At 69.4% G+C, this 19,310-nt stretch carries 15 protein-coding genes and 1 tRNA gene; 4 read left to right on the top strand and 12 right to left on the bottom strand.

Going from position 1 to position 19,310, the window contains the following annotated elements; all coding sequences use genetic code 11:
- Window positions 1–19 precede the first annotated feature (19 nt).
- Together epmA and ligA are read right to left on the bottom strand one after the other, a co-directional pair.
- The gene (gene epmA / locus VFG40_RS14995) at window positions 20–991 is read right to left on the bottom strand and encodes an EF-P lysine aminoacylase EpmA (protein WP_324898915.1); all 972 of its coding nucleotides are present in this window, start codon (window positions 989–991) and stop codon (window positions 20–22) included.
- Window positions 988–3,384, bottom strand: a complete 2,397-nt coding sequence (gene ligA / locus VFG40_RS14990; protein ID WP_324898913.1) for an NAD-dependent DNA ligase LigA — start codon at window positions 3,382–3,384, stop codon at window positions 988–990. Before ligA ends, epmA begins: the two co-directional genes overlap by 4 nt.
- Window positions 3,385–3,523: 139 nt before the next feature.
- Here ligA and VFG40_RS14985 point away from each other — a divergent pair, with 139 nt between their 5' ends.
- The 3 genes from VFG40_RS14985 to VFG40_RS14975 all read left to right on the top strand — a co-directional run bounded on the left by VFG40_RS14985 (window position 3,524) and on the right by VFG40_RS14975 (window position 7,758).
- Window positions 3,524–4,987, top strand: a complete 1,464-nt coding sequence (locus tag VFG40_RS14985; protein WP_324898911.1) for an MFS transporter — start codon at window positions 3,524–3,526, stop codon at window positions 4,985–4,987.
- Between the two features lie 111 nt (window positions 4,988–5,098).
- Window positions 5,099–6,523 carry a sodium:proton antiporter NhaD gene (gene nhaD, locus VFG40_RS14980; protein WP_324898909.1) on the top strand — a complete coding sequence of 475 codons (1,425 nt, stop codon included), beginning with the start codon at window positions 5,099–5,101 and terminating at the stop codon, window positions 6,521–6,523.
- A 56-nt stretch (window positions 6,524–6,579) separates the two neighbouring features.
- Window positions 6,580–7,758, top strand: coding sequence for a cation:proton antiporter (locus VFG40_RS14975; RefSeq protein WP_324898907.1), 1,179 nt, complete (start codon window positions 6,580–6,582; stop codon window positions 7,756–7,758).
- 35 nt (window positions 7,759–7,793) lie between these two features.
- On the opposite strand, the gene VFG40_RS14970 is transcribed toward VFG40_RS14975, so the two are convergent.
- From VFG40_RS14970 to VFG40_RS14940, 7 genes are all read right to left on the bottom strand, one after another.
- Window positions 7,794–9,206, bottom strand: a complete 1,413-nt coding sequence (locus tag VFG40_RS14970) for a cryptochrome/photolyase family protein (RefSeq protein ID WP_324898905.1) — start codon at window positions 9,204–9,206, stop codon at window positions 7,794–7,796.
- A 129-nt stretch (window positions 9,207–9,335) separates the two neighbouring features.
- Window positions 9,336–9,734, bottom strand: a complete 399-nt coding sequence (locus tag VFG40_RS14965; protein ID WP_324898902.1) for a response regulator — start codon at window positions 9,732–9,734, stop codon at window positions 9,336–9,338.
- Window positions 9,735–9,915: 181 nt separating this feature from the next.
- Window positions 9,916–10,005, bottom strand: a tRNA-Ser gene (locus VFG40_RS14960).
- Window positions 10,006–10,096: 91 nt separating this feature from the next.
- On the bottom strand, window positions 10,097–10,477 hold the full coding sequence (locus VFG40_RS14955) for an LrgA (RefSeq protein ID WP_324898900.1): 381 nt from the start codon (window positions 10,475–10,477) through the stop codon (window positions 10,097–10,099).
- Window positions 10,474–11,754: a serine--tRNA ligase gene (gene serS, locus VFG40_RS14950; protein ID WP_324898898.1), complete on the bottom strand. Its 1,281-nt coding sequence runs from the start codon at window positions 11,752–11,754 to the stop codon at window positions 10,474–10,476. Before serS ends, VFG40_RS14955 begins: the two co-directional genes overlap by 4 nt.
- Before the next feature lie 87 nt (window positions 11,755–11,841).
- On the bottom strand, window positions 11,842–12,456 hold the full coding sequence (locus VFG40_RS14945; protein ID WP_324898896.1) for a hypothetical protein: 615 nt from the start codon (window positions 12,454–12,456) through the stop codon (window positions 11,842–11,844).
- A gap of 62 nt (window positions 12,457–12,518) precedes the next feature.
- Window positions 12,519–13,865 (bottom strand): replication-associated recombination protein A, encoded by a 1,347-nt coding sequence (locus tag VFG40_RS14940; protein ID WP_324898894.1) that lies wholly within the window; start codon window positions 13,863–13,865, stop codon window positions 12,519–12,521.
- Window positions 13,866–14,065: 200 nt separating this feature from the next.
- Here VFG40_RS14940 and VFG40_RS14935 point away from each other — a divergent pair, with 200 nt between their 5' ends.
- Window positions 14,066–17,110, top strand: coding sequence for a ligand-binding sensor domain-containing diguanylate cyclase (locus VFG40_RS14935; RefSeq protein ID WP_324898892.1), 3,045 nt, complete (start codon window positions 14,066–14,068; stop codon window positions 17,108–17,110).
- A 9-nt stretch (window positions 17,111–17,119) separates the two neighbouring features.
- Here the strand turns inward: VFG40_RS14935 and VFG40_RS14930 are convergent, their stop codons facing one another.
- From VFG40_RS14930 to VFG40_RS14920, 3 genes are all read right to left on the bottom strand, one after another.
- On the bottom strand, window positions 17,120–17,812 hold the full coding sequence (locus tag VFG40_RS14930) for a YoaK family protein (RefSeq protein ID WP_324898889.1): 693 nt from the start codon (window positions 17,810–17,812) through the stop codon (window positions 17,120–17,122).
- A 7-nt stretch (window positions 17,813–17,819) separates the two neighbouring features.
- Window positions 17,820–18,482 (bottom strand): outer membrane lipoprotein periplasmic chaperone LolA, encoded by a 663-nt coding sequence (lolA, locus tag VFG40_RS14925; protein WP_324898887.1) that lies wholly within the window; start codon window positions 18,480–18,482, stop codon window positions 17,820–17,822.
- Between the two features lie 79 nt (window positions 18,483–18,561).
- Window positions 18,562–19,310: DNA translocase FtsK (locus VFG40_RS14920; protein WP_324898885.1), on the bottom strand; the 749-nt coding region annotated here is incomplete at its 5' end.

Below are 19,310 nucleotides of genomic sequence, written 5' to 3'. Positions count from 1 at the left end.
CATGCGCGGCTGCGGCTACTCAGGCTTCGGCGAAGGCGAAGGCCAGCACGTCGGCAATGGCGTCGGTATCGGCCAGGCACATCAGCAGGCGCTCGATGCCCAGCGCCACGCCGGCGCAGTCGGGCAGTGCCGCGAGCGTGTCGAGCAGGCGCGTGTCCAGCGGCACCTCGGGCAGCCCGCGGGCGCGCCGGCGGGCGTTGTCGTGCTCGAAGCGCCGGCGCTGCTCGGCGGCGTCGTTGAGCTCGTGGTAGCCGTTGGCCAGCTCGTGACGGCCCAGGTACAGCTCGAAGCGCTCGGCCACCTGCACCATGCCGGGCCGGATTTTCGCCAGCGCGCACTGGCTTGCCGGGTAATCGCGGACCACCGTGATGCGGTCGCGCGGAAAGTGCGGCTGCAGCCGATGGGTCATCAGCAGATCGAGCCAGTCGTCGCGCTCCAGCCCGGCCGGCCCGATGCCGAACTCCTCCAGCGGTGCCTGCAGCACGGCGAGCGGATCTCGCAGCGGATCGATGCCCAGAGCGTCCAGGAACAGCTGGCGGTAGCTGGTCACGGCCACCTCGGCGCGGCGATCGACCAGCGCCAGCGCCCGCTGCACCAGTGCCACCGTCTCGTCCGTCAGGCGGCGATCGTCCCAGCCGACGCGATACCACTCCAGCATGGTGAATTCGGGATTGTGGCGACCGCCCGCCTCGCCGTTGCGGAAGACACGGCCCAGCTCGTAGCAATCGCCCACGCCAGCGGCGAGCAGGCGCTTGAGCGGGAATTCCGGCGAGGTGCGCAGCCAGCGCTGCGCTGCGCCAGCGTCGACGTGGCCGCTGAAGCGGGTATGGAAGCTTTCGATATTAGGATCGGTGTTGCCGGCGGCGGAGAGCACGGGCGTCTCCACCTCCAGCACGTCGCGTTCGGCGAAGAAGCGGCGAATCAGCGCGTACAGCTGCGCCCGCAGCACGAGGCGATCACGCAGCGATGGTGGCGGCCGATCCGCCGTCACGGCGTCGCTCCATGCGCGGCCAGCAGTGCCTGCAGGCGCGCCTCGTCCCACACTTCCACCCCGAGCTCGGCGGCCTTCTCCAGCTTGGAACCGGCCGCCTCGCCGGCCACCACGAAGCTGGTCTTCTTCGATACCGACCCGGACACCTTCGCACCCAGCGCCTCGAGCCTGTCCTTGGCCTCGTCACGACTGAGCGACTGCAACGTGCCGGTAAGCACGATGGTGCAGCCGGCCAGGGGCGCCGCGTCCGCCGGCGCGCCCGCGGGCAGTGCATCGAGCAGTGTGCGCATGGCCGCTTCGGTCTGCGTCAGCTCCTCGCGCAAGGCATCGTCGGCGAGGTAGGCGGCGAGATTGCTGGCCGCGACCTGTGGCACCCCGGCGACGATCCAGTGCGCTTCGCCGGCAGCCCGCAGCGCCTTCAGGTCGGCGTAGTGGGAGGCCAGCAACGCGGTGCTCTTGGGCCCGAGCTTGCCGACGTTCGCCATGTCCAGCAGCACGCCGAGCCCGAGTTTCTCGCGCAGCCTCGGTGACGGGTCGCCCTCGTCGCTGAAGACGATACCGGCCGTCAGCAGCGCGTCGACCACCTGCTGGTTGCCGCGCTGGGCGAAGAACGCGGCGATCGAGCTGGCCACTTCGCCGCCGATGTCCGGCAATACGCGCAGCAACGCCGCCGGCACGCTGCGGACCAGCTCCAGCCGCCCCAGCCACGCCGCCAGCGTCTTCGCGGTGCTCTCGCCGATGTGCATGATGCCGAGCGCGAAGAGGAAACGGGCCAGCGTGGTGCGCTTGCTGGCATCGATCGCTTCGACCAGGTTCTCGGCCCACTTGGTGGCGACCTTGCCCTGCCTGACGGTTTCCGGCGTGGTGCCGCTGCGCTCGTCGGCGCGGCGCTTCATGGCGATAAAGTCATCCACGCCAAGCCGGTAAAGATCCGCCGGCGTCTGCACCATGTCGAACTCGACCAGCGCATCCACATAGCGCTCGCCCAGCCCGTCGATGTCCATCGCCCGGCGCGAGGCGAAGTGGATCAGCGCCTCCTTGCGCTGCGCCGGGCAGATCAATCCGCCGGAACAGCGATACGCCGCGGCCCCTTCCTCGCGCACCAGCGCCGAATCGCAGATCGGACAGCGCGCCGGCATCTGCCACGGGACGGTGCCGGCGGGCCGCTGCTCCTCGACCACGCGCACCACCTCCGGGATCACGTCGCCGGCCCGGCGCACGATCACGGTGTCGCCGATGCGCACGTCCAGACGGGCGATCTGGTCTGCGTTGTGCAGCGTGGCGTAGGTCACCGTGACGCCGGCCACCTGCACCGGCTCCATGCGTGCGCGTGGAGTCGCCGCGCCGGTGCGGCCGATCTGTATCTCGATGTCCAGCAGCCGGGTCATCTGCTCCTGCGCCGGAAACTTGTGCGCGATCGCCCAGCGCGGCGCGCGCGAGACGAAGCCCATCGCGCGCTGGCCCTCGTAGTCGTCCAGCTTGTAGACCACCCCGTCGATGTCGTACGGCAGGCGGTCGCGCTTGTCGCCGATGCGCCGGTAGTAGGCGATCAGGCCGTCGAAGCCCTGCGCCGTGGACACCTCCGGCGAGACAGGGAAGCCCCAGTCGCGCAGCTTCTTCAGCGTCTGCGAGTGCGTGGGCGGAAGCTCGCCGCCCTCCACCACGCCTACCGCATAGGCAAAGAAACTCAACTTGCGCCGGGCCGTGATGGCCGGGTCGAGCTGGCGCAGGGAACCCGCGGCGCCATTGCGCGGGTTGGCCAAGGGCTTCTCGTCGTGCTCGCGGGCATGGGCGTTGAACGCCTCGAAATCCTTGCGCAGCATGATCACCTCGCCGCGCACCTCCAGCACCTCGGGCCAGCCGGTGCCGCGCAGCCGCAGCGGGATCGCACGCACGGTGCGCAGGTTGGCGGTGACGTCCTCGCCGGTTTCGCCGTCGCCGCGGGTGGCGCCCTGCACGAACACTCCGTGTTCGTAGCGCAGGCTGATCGCCAGCCCGTCCAGCTTCGGCTCCACCGAAAACACCGGGCCGCCGTCGGCCCCGCGCCGGTCCAGCGTCTGCTCGATGCGGCGCTCGAACTCGGCGACCTCGCGAAAGCGTTCGCGATCGCTCTCGCCCTCCTCGCCGAACGCATTGCCCAGCGACAGCATCGGCATCGCGTGGCGGACCTCGGCGAAACCGCCCTGGGCCCGGGCACCGACGGTGCGGGTGGGCGAGTCGCTGGTCGCCAGCGCGGGGTGTGCGGCTTCCAGCGCCTCGAGTTCGCGCATCAGCCGGTCATATTCGGCGTCGGGAATGCGCGGGTCGTCGAGCACGTGGTACTGGTAATTGGCCTGTTCGATCTGCGCGCGCAGCGTGTCGGCGCGGGCGGCGATGTCCGGGGGCGAAGTCATGGGGCGTGTGTCACCGGCGTTTCGGGTCACGCAAGTCTAGCGAACCGCGCCCGGCACACGCGTGCCGGGATGAAAGCGCACTGACCCGCGGTAACGCGGCCCGATGCGATAGCTGCCGCAGCAAGTATCATGGCGGGCGATGTCTCCCCTTCCCGCCACGCCGTCGGCGCCCCCGACCGAAGGCGCCGATGCGGCCACCGTCTCCTCCCGGGCGCGCTACCGCGGGCTGCTGTGGCTGGTGGCCGCGGCGTTCTTCATGCAGGCGCTTGACTCCACCATCGTCAATACCGCCGTCCCGGCGATGGCCGGGGCGCTCGCGGTGACACCGTTGGGCATGCGCAGCGCCCTGACCAGCTACGTGCTGACGCTGGCGATTCTGATTCCCGCCAGTCCGTGGCTGTGCGACCGCTTCGGCACGCGGCGGGTGTTTGCCGCGGCCATCGCCACCTTCGGGGTCGGCTCGCTGCTGTGCGGGCTCGCGCAGAGCCTGCCGCAACTGGTCGCGGCGCGGGTGCTGCAGGGCATCGGCGGCGCCTCGCTGATGCCGGTGGGGCGCTACGTGCTGGTGCGATCGATCGACAAGCGCGACTACATCCGCGCCATGAGCACGGTGGCCACGTTCGGATTGCTCGGCTCAGTACTGGGGCCGCTGCTGGGCGGTGCACTGGTGGAGTTCACTACCTGGCGCCTGATCTTCCTGATCAACGTGCCGGTGGGCCTGATCGGGCTGTGGCTCAACCGGCGCGAGATGCCCGACTACCGGCTCGACCACGCCCGCCGCTTCGATGCCGGCGGCTTCGCGATGTTCGCCGCCGCCTCCGCGCTGCTGCTGGTGGCGTCGGAACAGGCGGGCGGGCCGCAACACCGGTGGGGGCTGATCGCGGCATGCGCCACTGCGGCTGCCGTGCTGGCCGTGCTGTACGTGCGGCACAGCCGCCGCGTGACGTACCCGGTGGCGGACCTCACCCTGCTGCGGGTGCGCAGCGTATGGGTGGCCCTAAGCGGCAACCTGTTCACCCGGCTGGGCGTGTCCGGCATGTTCCTGCTGCTGGTGCTGTTCCTGCAGGTCGGCTGCGGCTGGTCGCCGACCATGGCCGGCCTGATGATGGTGCCCCAGGCGCTGGGCTCGATCTGCGCCAAGTGGGTGATCAACCGCCTGCTCGCGCGGCTGGGCTATCGCCGGTTGCTGCTGGGCAACACCCTGATGGTGGCGCTGCTGATCGCCTCGTTCTCGCTGCTGGACCACGCCACGCCGATCTGGCTGATCGCCGTGCTGGTGTTCGTATACGGGAGCTTCATGGGCCTGCAGTACACCGCCATGAACACCTTGGTCTACACCGACCTGGACATCCGTCACGCGTCGATGGCCTCGTCGATGGCGTCTACCGCACAGTACCTGTCGATGAGTTTTGGCATCGCGCTGGCGTCGCTGCTGATGGAGCTGTTCCTGGGCGACGACCCGCACGTCGCCCGCGCCTATGTGGGCGCATTCCATGGCGCGGTGCTGCTGCTGGCGGGGACCACAGCGCTGGCGTCACTGGTGTTCCTGCGGCTGCGGCCGGACCGCAACCAGGAACGCGCGCCGGCTCGCGCTGCGCGCTGATCGGCCCGACCACACCCGGCAGCAAGACGCGCGCAGGCGACACCGCTGGTACTTCATCACCGTGCTGTCTGTGCGTGCCGGGTGCCGCGAGGGCCTGATACGCTTCGGCGCTTGAGTCGCCAAGACGTGGATGCCAAGGGTTTATCGATGCGCTGGATCATTGCTGTGGCTGCGCTGCTCGCCAGCGCACCGGCTGTCGCCGAACCGGCCGACATGAACTTCCACCTGGCCAGCCACCCGATCGGCTGGTGCGCGCTGGTGCTGTTCGTGCTGGCCTACGTGGCGGTGATCTTCGAAGAGCGCCTGAACGTGGCCAAGTCCAAGCCGGTGATGCTGGCGGCCGGCCTGATCTGGGGTCTGATCGCGTGGGCCACCGGCGGCGGAGGCGGTGGTGAATCGCCCGCCGCGGCGGCGTTCGAGTCGATGTTCCTCGAGTACGCGGAGATCTTCTTCTTTCTGGTGGTGGCGATGACCTACGTCACGGCCATGGGCGAGCGCAACGTCTTCGAGGCCTTGCGCGGCGTGCTCACGCGGCGCGGCTACAGCTTCCGCGCGCTGTTCTGGATCACCGGACTGATCGCGTTCTTCCTGTCGCCGGTACTGGACAACCTCACCACCGCGCTGGTGATGTCGGCGGTGATCCTGGCCGTGGGCGGCGGCAACCAGCGTTTCATCACGCTGGCGATGATCAACCTGGTGGTGGCGGCGAACGCCGGGGGTGCGTGGAGTGCGTTTGGCGACATCACCACGCTGATGGTGTGGCAGGCCGGCAAGAGCGGCTTCTTCGACTTTTTCCGCCTGTTCGCGCCGTCGCTGGTGAACTGGCTGGTGCCGGCGATCGCGATGGCGTTCGCCCTGCCCCGCGGCGAACCCGAGTGCGCCACCGGCGACACCCGGATCAAGGCCGGCGGCATCGGCATCGTGCTGACGTTCGGCGTGACCATCGCGATCACCGTCGCCGGGCGTCAGCTGCTGGGCATGCCGGCCACCTACGGCATGCTGACCGGGCTGGCGTTGCTCAACATGGTCGCCACCCGCATCGACCGGCGCGAGCGCAGTTACGCGCTGGCGCAGGGGGCCGAGGAAAAGGGCTACTCGATCTTCAAGATCATTGCCAACGCCGAATGGGACACGCTGCTGTTCTTCTACGGCGTGTTCGCCTGCGTCGGCGGCCTTGCGGCGCTGGGGTACCTCGAGCTGGCCTCGCACCAGCTCTACGGCAACCTCGGCTTCACCATCGCCAACGCGATCATGGGCGTGGCCTCGGCGGTGGTGGACAACATCCCGATCATGTTCGCGGTGCTGAAAATGGATCCGCCGATGGATCAGGCCCAGTGGCTGCTGATCACGCTCACCGCGGGCGTGGGCGGCAGCCTGCTTTCGGTCGGTTCGGCCGCGGGCGTGGCGCTGATGGGCGCCTCGCGTGGACGCTACACGTTCATGAGCCACCTGCGCTGGAGTTGGGCGATTGCGCTGGGCTACGTCGCCAGCATCGCGCTGCACCTTTGGCTGGCCAGTCACGTGTTCAACGGCTGATGCGCCGCGTGCGTGCCATGTAGCATGCGGGACCGACCCGCAAGAGCGACCGACGCATGCACCACGCCGCCGACATCCTGCTCACCCTGTTCATCATCTTCATCGCCGCGCAGATCGGCGCGGAGGTCGCGCAGCGGATGAAACTGCCCGGCGTGGTCGGCGAGATCGCCGCTGGCTGCGTGGTGGGCCCGTCGCTGCTGGGCTGGCTCACGCCGGCGGAGATCCTGCCGGGCACGCCGCTGGATGTGATGGCCGAGATCGGCGTGGTGATGCTGCTGTTTTCGGTCGGCCTGGAGACCCGCCTGGACGACCTGAAGAAAGTCGGCAAGAGCGCTTTCCTGGTTGGCGTGCTGGGCGTGGTGGTGCCGTTCGGCCTAGGCGCACTGTGGGCCCATGGCGAAGGCTACGACTGGATCAAGTCGCTGTTCGTGGCGGCGGCCTTCGTCGCCACCTCGGCGGGTATCACCGCACGGGTGTTGCAGGAGCTGGGCGTGCTGTCGCGGGTGGAAAGCCGGGTGATCCTCGGCGCCGCCGTGATCGACGACATCCTCGCGATGCTGCTGCTCGGCGTGGTCTCCTCGTTGCAGGGCGGCGGCGAATTGAACCTGCAGTCGCTGCTGCTCACGCTGGCCGGGGCGGTCGGCTTCGTCGCCGTGTTCGGCTGGGCCGGCACCAAGGTCATGCGCCGCGGCTCGCCCTGGCTGGACAAGCCGATCAGCCCGCACTCGCCGCTGACCCTGGTGCTGGCGATCTGCCTCGGGCTGGCGTGGCTGTCCACCCGGTTCGGGCTGGCGGCCATCATCGGCGCATTCCTGGCCGGCATGATCGCCTCCGAGACCCGCCAGCGCGAGGACCTGGAACACCAGACGATGCCGCTGCTGTCGTTCCTGACGCCGTTCTTCTTCGTGGTGACCGGCGCCAAGGTGAACCTGTCCGAGCTGGCCAGCGTGGACGCGCTGGTGATGCTGGCCGTGGTCACCGTCATCGCGATCATCTCCAAGTTCGCCGGCGGCTTCCTCGGAGCGCTGTCGCTGGGCCGGCGCAGTGCCGCCATCGTCGGATTCGGCATGGTGCCGCGCGGCGAGGTGGGCGTGGTGATTGCGGCACTGGGCCTGACCGCGGGCGTGTTCAACGAGCGCGTCTACGCGATCATCGTGGCGATGTCGCTGTTGACCGCGATGGTCACGCCGCCGGTGCTGGCCATGCTGCTCAAGCGGGATCCGCCGGCCGCGTGACGGCGGTTGGGGCAATTACCCGCAGTGCGCAGCGCTCAGCCCTTCACCGCCTGGTACGCCTGCAGCGCCGCCGCCCGCGATTCGCCCAGATCGACCATCGGCGCCGGGTAGCCCGAGCGTCGCAGCAGCGAGGGATCCTTCCACGGCTCGTGGCGCAGCGCCGGTGCGGCGCTCGCCAGCTCGGGAATCCAGCGCGCCAGGTACTCGCCCTTCGCGTCGAACTTGTGCGACTGGCTGACCGGGTTGAATACGCGGAAGTAAGGCGCGGCGTCGGCGCCGCAGCCGGCCACCCATTGCCAGCCCAGGGAGTTGTTCGCCAGGTCGGCATCCACCAGGGTGTCCCAGAACCAGCGCGCGCCGTGATGCCAGTGCTGGCGCAGGTTCTTGGTGAGAAAACTGGCCACTACCATGCGCACGCGGTTGTGCATCCAGCCGGTGTGCCACAACTCGCGCATGCCGGCATCCACCAGCGGTATGCCGGTACGGCCGCGCTGCCAGCGCTCCAGCAGCGCCTGGTCCGCTTCGGCCCACGGAAACCGGTCGAACTTGGCGTTGAAGTTGCCCGTGGGCGTGTCCGGAAAGTGGAACAACAGGTGATGGGCGAACTCCCGCCACCCCAGCTCGCGCAGGAACGGCTCCACGTCCGGCCGCTTGCCGCCGCGCCTGTCCAGCAGCGCCTTCAGCCCGGCCTGCGCCTGCCGTGGCGAGATTTCGCCGAAGTGCAGGTGCGGCGACAGCCGCGAGGTGCCGTGGCGCGAGGGGATGTCGCGGCCCTCGGCGTAGTCGTTCACCGCATCGTCGGCAAACAGCTCGAGCAATTCCTGCGCACCACGCTCCCCGGGCGTCCACGCCGCGGCCATGCCGGCATCCCAGCCGATCCGCGGCAGCAGCTCGAGTGACTCGATCGATACGCCGCCATCGGCGGTCGCCCCGCGCAGCGGCTGCGGCACCGGCAACGGGTCGGCGTCGTCGATCTGCGTGCGCAGGTTGCGCCAGTACGGGGTGAACACGCGGTACGGGTCGCCGGTCTTGGTGGCGATCTGCCATGGTTCGCGCCATAGCGCGGCGTTGAAGCTGTGGGCGGCCACCCCTTGTTCGCGCAGCGCCTGTTTGACCCGTTTGTCCCGCTCGATCACGGCCGGCTCGTACAAGCGGTTCCAGTACACCGCCTCGGCACCGGTAGCGCGGATCAGCGTGGTCAGCTCGCCGAGGCTGTCGCCGGCGCGCAGGTGCAGCGTGGCGTGATGGCCGTGCAGCGACGCCGCGAGCGACGCGAGCGAATGATGCAGCCACCAGCGGCTGGCGGCACCGGGCGGCCAGTCGCCCTCCTCGTCCGGAGCATGGATGTAGACCGGCACGATCCGGTCGTGGGCGGCGCAGGCCGCGTGCAGTGCGGGGTTGTCGGCCAGCCGCAGGTCGCGGCGCAGCCATACGATGGCGAGGGACATGAAGTTCAGTTCACCCGGCAAAGGGCACAGGGTACGTGGATCGCGCGCCAGTGACCGCCACTGCGCCCAACTGACGCGCGCCGCCCGCGTCGCCCTTTGCGTGGCGCTGGCGGCGGAGCTCGCAGGCGGCTAGATGGTGCTGTCGCTCGCGCTGCGGGCGCGGGCGCGCTGCACGGCCGCATCGATGGCGCCCAGCAGTTCCACGCCGCCGAACGGCTTGCGCAGGTAGACGCTGCCTCTGGGCATGACCGCCGCGTCCGCGCGCGAGTCGGCCGAAATCACCACCAGCGCCAGCTCCGGCTGCATCCGCAGCGCTTCCTCGCACACGTCGATGCCGGTGGTCTCGCCCGCCAGCACCACATCGGCAATCAGTACATCCGGCGCGACCAGCCCAAGCAATCGCTGGGCGCTGTGGGAACCAAGCGCGCCGTGGACGCGGAATCCGCCCTTGCCTTCGAGCAGGATGCGCATGGTTTCAAGCACCGACGGATCGTCATCGACAATCAGGACCACCTTTTCGGCGCCCATGGTTCTCTCCCCAGGTTTGCGGCGCGTGGGACCCTGCCGCCACCCGCCAGTGTACCTGTCCGCCCGCATCTGCGGGATAGCAAAACGGTGGTCGCCGCGACCGCGGGGGCCGTGCTGCTGCCCGCGGCTACCGGCTCGGGCCGTGAAAAGCACGAGGCGCCCCTGGGGCGCCTCGGCAAGGTGGCGGAGAGAGTGGGATTCGAACCCACGGTAGGCTTGCACCTACGGCAGTTTTCAAGACTGCTGCCTTAAACCACTCGGCCATCTCTCCAGATCTTGTTGTTGCAACGTCGCCGCACGCTGTGAACCGTCATGACGCGGTGGATGCGGTCTGGTCCCTCCGACGCGGCGGCGCGATGGTATCAGGATCGCGGTGGCGGGGCCTCGCGTTGCTTGCGCGACAGCGCGGCGAGCGCCACCACCAGGATCGCCACCGGCACCACCGCGCCTGCCAGCGGGACCAGCAGTGCGGGCTGGCGCACCACCATCGGCACCAGTTGCGTCGCGCTGGCAAAAGCAACCGCGCTGAAACGCAACCAGCGACGGCGCAGGCCGAACATGACGGCCAGCCCAACCCACGCCAGTGCAACCCAGCTGAGCACCAGGTCGGCGGTCGGCAGCTGCCAGACGCCAGCGAAGCTCAGCCGGGTCACCAGAACCGTGGCCAGCAGCACCAGCGCACTGAAACTGGCGAACAGCTCGACCCGGCTCCACTTGCCGCCTGCGACGAGCGGTGTGGTCACGACAGCAGATCCAGCCCGCGCAGGTAGGGGCGCAGCGCCTCGGGCACCGTGATCGAACCGTCGGCGTTCTGGCCGTTTTCCATCACCGCGACCAGCGTCCGCCCCACCGCCAGGCCGGAGCCATTGAGCGTGTGCAGCAGCTCGGGCTTGCCGGTGGCCGGGTTGCGCCAGCGCGCCTGCATGCGGCGGGCCTGGAAGTCGCCGCAGTTGGAGCAGCTGGAGATCTCGCGGTAGGTGTTCTGGCTGGGCAGCCACACTTCGAGGTCGTAGGTCTTCACCGCGGAAAAGCCCATGTCGCCGGTGCACAGCAGCACCTTGCGATAAGGCAGGCCGAGCTTCTGCAGCACCGCCTCGGCGTGGCCGACCATCTCCTCGAGCTGGTCGAACGACTGCTCCGGCGTAGCCAACTGCACCATCTCCACCTTCTCGAACTGGTGCTGGCGAATCATGCCGCGGGTGTCGCGGCCGTAGCTGCCGGCTTCGGCGCGGAAGCACATGGAGTGCGCGGTGAGGCGCATCGGCAGCTCGGTGGCCTCGACGATGGAGTCGCGAACCAGATTGGTGAGCGCCACTTCGGCGGTGGGAATCAGGTAGCGCTTCGTCTCGGCCACGTTCGTGGAGAACAGGTCCTCCTCGAACTTGGGCAACTGGCCGGTGCCCTGCATGGCGTCGGCGTTGACGATCAGCGGCACGTTGCACTCGAGGTAGCCGTGCTCGCCGGTCTGCAGGTCGAGCATGAACTGGGCCAGCGCGCGGTGCAGGTGCGCCAGCTGGCCGCGCATCACGGTGAAGCGCGCGCCGGAGAGTTTGGCGCCGGCGTCGGCATCGAGCCAGCCGTGACGGGCACCGAGGTCGACGTGATCCTTGATGGCGAAATCGAAACTGCGCGGGGTGCCCCAGCGCAGGATCTCGCGGTTGTCGTGCTCGTCCTTGCCCCGAGGCACGGACTCATGAGGAATGTTGGGAATACCCAGCGCGATGTCGGCCAGCTTGGCCTGCACCTCTGCCAGCGCGGTTTCGTTGGCCTTGAGCTTGTCGCCGATACCGGCGACCTCGGCCATCAGCGACGCCACGTCCTCACCCTTGGCCTTGGCCTGGCCAATGGCCTTGGAGCGGGTGTTGCGCAGGTTCTGCAGCTCCTGGGTCTCGGTCGCCAGGCGCTTGCGCTCACTCTCGAGCGACTCCACGGCGGCAACATCGAGAGTGTAGCCACGGGTGTCGTGCAGGACGGCGGCAGTTTCGGCGAGGCGCGAGCGCAGCAGGGCGGGATCGAGCATGGGCGGACGTCCGGGATCAGCGTAAACACCGGATTATCGCTGTCGCGATGCAGCACCCGCAATGCACCACCATCGGCGCAGCCGCGCTCAGCGGCCGGGCGCGCGCTCGTGCCGCCCGATCCACCATGCCATCGCGGCGCCCGCGAGCAGCCAGCCGAGCACCTGCTCGATCAGGGCGGCGAGCGTGAAATCCAGCGGAAACCGATACCAGTTCCAGTAAGGCACCAGCAGGCTGAGCCAGCCGAACCCCGCCACGGCCGCGGCCAGCGCGAGCCGGCGGCGCATGCCGCCGCCCGCCAGCGAGAACACGAACGCGAGGGCGAGCGCGGCGAGCGCGGCGAGCGCGGCGAGCGCGGCGAGCGCGGCGAGCGTATCGGACAGCCACTGGCCCGCGATCTGCGGGCCCATCGCCATCAGATCGGTACCCCGCGGCTGGTAGACGATGAAGGCGAAAGGCGAGGCCAGGCTCTTGGCCGAATATGCCTTGGCAACTTCCGGATCCCCGGCGCGATCCGGATCGATCGAGGGCAGCAGGAAAATACCCGGCTGCTCGCCGAGCGCCTGCGGCAGCGCCGCCAGCACGGCGTTCTCCGCCACCGGCTGGCGCATGCCGACCTGCCCCAGCGGCAATGCCATGTGGGCCGCGACGCCCCAGACGAACATCACCAGACCGCCGATCAGTCCCGCCACGAGCACGCGCATGGCCACCCTCCCGTTCGTTTCGCGGAGGCTATGCCTGCCGCCTGGTCACGGCAAGCAAGGGGTCAGTCGGCGCGATCGTCCCGTGCCCTGCGGCGCGCCTCGCGCAGCGCCAGCAGCTTCTCGCGCAGCCGGGTCTCCAGTCCCCGATCGACCGGGTCATAGAACACGGTACCGGCGAGCTCGTCGGGCAGGCACTGCTGATCCAGCGCCACGCCGCCCTCGGCATCGTGGTCGTACTGGTAGTTCTTGCCGTAGCCCAGGCCTTTCATGAGCTTGGTCGGCGCGTTGCGAAGGTGCATCGGCACGTCCAGCGTGCCGCCCTCGCGTACCGCGGCGCGCGCCTTGTTGTAGGCCATGTAGGCGGCGTTGCTCTTGGGCGCGATGGCCAGCCAGATCGCCAGCTGCGCCAGGCCCAGCTCGCCCTCGGGGCTGCCCAGGCGTTCGTAGGTATCCCAAGCATCCAGCGCCATGCGCCATGCGCGCGGCTCGGCCAGGCCGATGTCCTCCACCGCCATGCGGGTCATCCGGCGTGCCAGATACAGCGGGTCAACTCCGCCATCGAGCATGCGGGTCAGCCAGTACACGGCCGCGTCCGGATCGGACGAGCGCACGGATTTGTGCAGCGCCGAGATCTGGTCGTAGAACTGCTCGCCGTTCTTGTCGAAGCGGCGGGTGCGGTCGGCCAGCACCTGTTCCAGCGTGGCCTCCCCAATGCTGCCACCGTCGGCCAGCTCGGCGGCGATCTCCAGCAGGGTCAGCGCGCGGCGTACGTCGCCATCGGCAGCCTGGGCGATCATCCGCAGCGAGGCTTCGGGCACCTCCAGCTGCAGATCGCCCAGCCCCCGCTCGCGATCGGCCAGCGCGCGGCGCAGGGCCTGCACGATGTCCTCGATCGACAGCGACTCGAGCACGTGCACGCGGCAGCGCGAGAGCAGCGCCGAGTTCAGCTCGAACGAGGGGTTCTCGGTGGTGGCACCGATGAAGATGATCGCGCCCCGTTCGATGTGCGGCAGGAACGCATCCTGCTGGGCCTTGTTGAAGCGATGCACCTCGTCCACGAACAGCACGGTGCGCCGGCCCTGGGCGAAGTTGCCTTCGGCCTCGGCCAGCGCCTTGCGCACATCCGGCAGACCCGAGAGCACCGCGGAGATGGCCTTGAAGTCGGCGTCGGCATAGTGCGCCACCAGCAACGCCAGCGTGGTCTTGCCGCAACCGGGCGGGCCCCACAGCACCATCGAGTGGATCTTGCCTGCCTCCAGCGCACGCCGCAGCGCCTTGTCGGGACCGACGATGCGTTGCTGGCCGACAATTTCATCCAGGGTACGGGGCCGCATGCGTTCTGCCAGCGGCTTGAGGGCCTGCGGCTCGGCGAAAAGGCCGCCGCCTGGCGTCATGGGGGAACGGGACATGCCGCCATGATAAGGCATCGCGGCAGCAGCGCCGGCCGGTCCCGGCGCCGGTCGCTACCGCTATGATGACGGCTGGGGGCGATCGTCAGCCTTGCGTTTTTCCACTCTCTTCAGAGCGCCATGGCTCGTAACGACGCCACAATCCGCGGGCCTTTCGCACGGGGCCCGCGCACGCCGCCGGGCCGGGCCATGTCGACCGCATGAAGGCAGGCACGCAACGCGCCCTGCACTGCCTGCTGGCGCTGCTCGTGATCGGGATCATGCTGGGTGCCGGCGCAGCGCGGGCCCAGTCCTACGATCCGTGGGCGCCGTTCCTGTCGCCGTGGTTCGAGCGCGTGGGCACCACCGACGGCTTGCCCCACTCGGTCACCACGGCCGTCGCGCAGGACCGGCGCGGGCTGGTATGGATCGGCACCATGGGCGGGCTGACCCGCTTCGACGGCTACCGCGTGCAGGTGTTCGAGGCACAGGGCGCGGCCGGCGAGCTGCCGGACGCCTACGTGCGCACCCTGCTGGCCCTGCCCGACGGCGGCGTGCTGGTGGGAACCAACGCCGGCGGCCTGGCAAGGCTGGACCCCCGCACCAACCGCTTCCATACCTACGCGATCGGACGGGGCGGCACCGCCGACGGCAAGATCTACACGCTGGCGGCCGACGGCGAACGTGGTGCATGGGTGGCCTCCGACCGGGGGCTGGACTACCTCGATTTCGCCAGCGACGTGCTGACCCGGGTGGACACCGGCTCCGGAGAGATCGCCGCCCGCAACTTCAGCGTGTTGCAGGATCGCCACGGCACCCTGTGGCTGGGCAACGATCGCGGCCTGTTCCGCCGGGCGGCAGGGCAGCACACGTTCGTGCGCGCGAGCGCGCCCGCCGACCGCAATGCCCAGATCGTGCTGCGCAACCAGATATGGGCGCTGCACGAGGATTCGGCCGGCCGGATCTGGATCGGCAGTGGTCAGGCCGGCGCGGCCTACCGCGACACCGACGGCCGCTGGCACGCGGTCCCCGGCTACAGCGGATCGCCGCGCGAGGACGGCTTCGCCACGGTGCGTGCATTGACCGAGAACGGCGACGGCACGGAGTGGATCGGCACCGATGGCAACGGCGTGCTGTCCTACCGCGCCGGCGACAGCGACGTGCACTCCATCACGCACGATGCCGCGGTGCCCTCCTCGCTGCCGGGCGATTCGGTGCGCGGCCTGCTGCACGACGCCACCGGCAACCTGTGGGTCGCCACCAACCTGGGCATCGCTCACACCAACCCGCTGGCCCGCACCGTGTGCTCGCTGCTGCCCTCGCCGACCCGTTCGCACGGCCTGTCCGACAGCAATGTGCATGCCGTGCTGGTCGATCGCCGCGGTCGCATCTGGCTCGGCCTGGGCAACGGCCGGATCGATCTCATCGATCTGGGCAGCGGCCGCATGACTCACCTGCAGATCGAGGGAGCGCAACGTCGGCGCGACGTGCAGGCGCTGCTCGAAGCCGAGGACGGCACCATCTGGGTAGGCACGCAGGGGCTGGCGCGCATCGATCCGGACACCCTGGCGATCACCGCCAATGTCGAGCCACGCCTGCTCGCGCACCCGGTGCTGAGCCTGCTGCAGGTCGACGACATGCTGCTCGCCGGCACCTACGACGGCGTCTACCGCTACTACCCCGACAGCGGCCGGCTGGAGCATTTCAGCCACAGCGCCACGGATCCCGGCTCGCTGGCCAGCGACACGGTGCGCCAGATCGCGCGGCTGGACGACCGCATCTGGTACGGCACCACGCGCGGCATGAGCGTGGCGCGGAGCGCCCAGGACGACACCGGCTTCGAGCACATCAGCCATCGCGATGCCGAGCGCACCCCGTTGCCGCAGGACTTTATCGGCTCGATCGCCGCCGACGCGCAGGGGCGCCTGTGGCTGGCGACCTTCGGCGGGCTGGCGATGCTGGAGAACCACCGGCTCGAGCCGCCATACCGCTTCCGCGTGTTCGGCACCGAGAGCGGACTGGCCAGCGACAAGATCAATGCCGTCCAGCCCGATCCGTACGGCCACGTCTGGGTGAGCATGTCCACCGGCGTGGCCATGGTCGACAGCGCCACCGGCACGGTCTACAACCTCGGCGCGCGCGACGGCCTGCACATCCCCAGCTACATCTACGTGGCCGCTGCACGGGCGCCCGACGGCGCACTGCTGTTCGGCGGCCTCGGCGGCCTCACGATCGTGCGCGACCCGCGCGCCAGCGCACCTGCCGTGGCGGTGCCCGCCCCCACCGTCACCGAAGCGCGGATCGACGGTGTCGCGCAGCCGTTCGGCGACCTGCCCGACAGCGATACGACGATCCGGCTGCAGCGCGGCAGCCGCAGCCTGCGGCTGGGTTTCGCCGTGCTCGACTACCGCGCCGCCAGCGAAACACGCTACAGCTACCGGCTGGAAGGCTTCGACGACGCCTGGACCGAGGTGCCCGCCGGCACGCCGCCCAGCGCCGTGTACACCAACCTGCCGCACGGGCAGTACACGCTGCGCCTGCGCGCCAGCACCAGCGGCATGCACGCCTCTCGCAGCGAGGCTGCGCTGCCGGTTCTGGTGGAGCCGCGCTGGTACGAGTCGCTCTGGCTGCGTGCGCTCATGCTGTTGCTGGGCGCGGCAGTGCTTGCCGCGGTGATCCATCTGCGCACGCTGTACCTGCGCCGCCAGGCGCTGCGTCTGCAGCAGCAGGTGGACGAGCGTACGCGGGACCTGCAGGACGCGAACGCCCGCCTGGACCAGCTTGCCGGTACCGACGAGCTCACCGGCGTCTACAACCGCCGGCGCTTCCTGCAGATGCTCGAGGGCGTGCGCGAGCTGAGCGAGGACGGTGACGCGTGCCTGGCGGTACTGGACCTGGACCGGTTCAAGCTGATCAACGACGGCCACGGGCACCTGGCCGGCGACGCGGTGATCCGCACGGTCACCGACATCATCGTCGGCCACTGCTCCCCCGGCGACATCGTCGGCCGCTACGGCGGCGAGGAGCTGGTGATCTGCATGCCCGACTGCACCGCGCCGCAGGGCCAGCAGGCGGCCGAGCGCATCCGCGATGCGCTGGCCGTCGCCGAAGTGCGCTTCGGCGACCATGCGATCCGCGTGACGACCAGCATCGGGGTGGCGGCGATCCGCCGCGGCGAGGCCACCGAACAATGGCTGACGCGCGCCGACGAGGCGCTGTACGAGGCGAAACGGCGCGGGCGCAACTGTTCGGTGCTGGCGCCCTGACTGAGCGGCTCAGTCCGCCTGCGCCGCCTCGCGGCGGGCGCTGACCAGCCGGTGATGCTGGTACAGCGCGTAGGCCAGCCCGGCCATGCCGGTGAGCACCGCCGGCCCCAGCAGCGTCCGTTCGCTCCAGCGCGCGTAGCCAAACGAGCCGGCGACCACGCCGGCCAGGAAACTGCCGGACACCAGCAAGTACAGGTGCAAACGCAGCGGATCCAGCGCCTCGCCGCGCAGCCGCTGGCCCAGATAGATGCCCAGGTCGGTGAAGATGCCGGTGACGTGGGTGGTGCGGAACACCGCGCCGCTGTAGGTACTGACCATGGCGTTCTGCAGACCGCAGGCCATGGCGGCCAGGTACAGGCCCAGATCGCTCTGCCCGTGCAGCAGCGGTACCGCTGTCAGCAGCAGCAGCGATTCCAGCACCAGCACCACGCCGTAGCGGCGGCCGAGCCGGAGCACCTCGTGACGCACGATGAACCCGCTGATGACGGCCCCGGCGACGAACGAAAGGATGGCGGCCAGCCAGTGCCACGCCTCGGCCAGATCGCCCTGTGCCACCGCCACTCCCAGCGCAGTGGTGGTGCCGGTCAGGTGCGTGATCGGCTGGTGCCGGAAACCGAGGAAGCCCACGGCGTTGATGCTGCCGGCAATGAACGACAGCACGCCACCGCCGACCCAGGCCCACGGCGGCAGCTTGCGCAGCATCGGCCGGTCAGTTCTGCAACGGCCGGGTGCTGAGCACGGGCAGGTCGCCGATCACGTCGGCGCCCTCTGGCGGAACGAAGTTGAAGGTATCCGGAGCGATCGACGGGTTGCGCTGCCAGTCCGAGAAGCGGATGTCGGTGGTCGAGCCGAGCTGGTCGCGAAACACCATGCGTGCCAGCCCCTGGTCGTTGAACCCGAGTTCGGCGTAGTCGAACTGCGCGTCCTTTTCCTTCGAGGTCAGCCGCAGCCAGGCCAAGCCGTCATGCTCGCCCTGCTCGGTCACGGTGAAGTCGCGATCCATCTGTTTCAGATCGGTCAGCACGGTGAGCGGGCTGTGCGACTCGGCGGTGCTCTGTATGCGCACCGTGACCTGCTCCAGCTCGGGGTCGTACAGCCACACGCGACTGCCGTCGGCGACGATCGTCTGACGGTACGGCGTGGTCGTCTCCCAGCGGAACTGCCGCGGCGCCTCCAGCGCCAGGGTGCCCGCGCTGCCTTTGCCGCTGCGCCCGTTGGGGTCGGTCAGGCTCTGCGAAAAATGGCCGGTCAGCGAGTGCAGGTCGTGCGCGAACGCGTCCAGCCGCGCCCGGCCCGGGCCGGTGGCCGCGTGGACGAGGCTGGCCAGCGAGAACGCCACAACCGCGACAACAGTGGAGACAAGACGCTTCATGGTAAACCTAAGGCGTGGGAGGCAATGCGGGAAAGTGTGCGGAGCGGCGGCTTAATCGCGACGCAAGATGGCGCGACCGTCACTTCGGCGGCGGCGGGGCCAGCACCTCGCGGTTGCCGTTGTGCTGCGGCCCGCTCACCACGCCGTCGGCCTCCATCTGCTCGATCAGCCGCGCGGCCCGGTTGTAGCCGATGCGCAGATGGCGCTGCACGCCGGAGATCGAGGCGCGCCGCGTCTGCGTGACGATGGCCACGGCCTTGTCGTACAGCTGGGTATCGGCATCGCCGCCCTCCTCGCCGTCCTGCGGCAGCCCGGAGTCGTTGATGAACTTGCCGTCGCTGGTCGCCTGCACTTCCTCCAGCACGCCCTCGATGTATTGCGGCGCGCCCTGCGACTTGAGCCACCCCACCACCTGGTGCACCTCGTGATCGTCGACGAACGCGCCGTGCACGCGCTCGGGCGTGGCGGTGCCCGGCGGCAGGTAGAGCATGTCGCCGTGGCCGAGCAGCGCTTCAGCGCCGGATTGATCGAGAATCGTGCGCGAGTCGATCTTGCTCGACACCTGGAACGCGATGCGGGTGGGGATGTTGGCCTTGATCAGGCCGGTGATCACGTCCACCGACGGGCGCTGGGTGGCCAGCACCAGGTGCACGCCGGCGGCACGCGCCTTCTGCGCCAGGCGGGCGATCAGCTCTTCGACCTTCTTGCCGACGATCATCATCATGTCGGCGAACTCGTCGATGATGATCACGATGTACGGCAGCGGCTCCAGCGGCTCCGCGGCCAGGTTCGGCATCTCCGGATTGGGCCGGAACAGCGGGTCCAGCA

It is taken from the genome of Dyella sp. (assembly GCF_035685805.1).
In the GTDB taxonomy this organism is placed as follows: Bacteria; Pseudomonadota; Gammaproteobacteria; order Xanthomonadales; family Rhodanobacteraceae; genus Dyella_A.
Note: the sequence above shows the minus strand (reverse complement) of the source record. Positions and strands in the feature narration are given on the sequence as shown.

Excerpts from the sequence above, each read along its gene's own strand:
- VFG40_RS14965 (WP_324898902.1), bottom strand. The coding sequence starts at position 9,734 with ATGGGCGCCGAAAAGGTGGTCCTGATTGTCGATGACGATCCGTCGGTG.
- ligA (WP_324898913.1), bottom strand. The coding sequence starts at position 3,384 with ATGACTTCGCCCCCGGACATCGCCGCCCGCGCCGACACGCTGCGCGCG.
- VFG40_RS14940 (WP_324898894.1), bottom strand. The coding sequence starts at position 13,865 with ATGTCCCGTTCCCCCATGACGCCAGGCGGCGGCCTTTTCGCCGAGCCG.
- VFG40_RS14945 (WP_324898896.1), bottom strand. The coding sequence starts at position 12,456 with ATGCGCGTGCTCGTGGCGGGACTGATCGGCGGTCTGGTGATGTTCGTC.
- VFG40_RS14930 (WP_324898889.1), bottom strand. The coding sequence starts at position 17,812 with ATGCTGCGCAAGCTGCCGCCGTGGGCCTGGGTCGGCGGTGGCGTGCTG.
- VFG40_RS14970 (WP_324898905.1), bottom strand. The coding sequence starts at position 9,206 with ATGTCCCTCGCCATCGTATGGCTGCGCCGCGACCTGCGGCTGGCCGAC.
- lolA (WP_324898887.1), bottom strand. The coding sequence starts at position 18,482 with ATGAAGCGTCTTGTCTCCACTGTTGTCGCGGTTGTGGCGTTCTCGCTG.
- VFG40_RS14935 (WP_324898892.1), top strand. The coding sequence starts at position 14,066 with ATGAAGGCAGGCACGCAACGCGCCCTGCACTGCCTGCTGGCGCTGCTC.
- VFG40_RS14975 (WP_324898907.1), top strand. The coding sequence starts at position 6,580 with ATGCACCACGCCGCCGACATCCTGCTCACCCTGTTCATCATCTTCATC.
- serS (WP_324898898.1), bottom strand. The coding sequence starts at position 11,754 with ATGCTCGATCCCGCCCTGCTGCGCTCGCGCCTCGCCGAAACTGCCGCC.
- VFG40_RS14985 (WP_324898911.1), top strand. The coding sequence starts at position 3,524 with ATGTCTCCCCTTCCCGCCACGCCGTCGGCGCCCCCGACCGAAGGCGCC.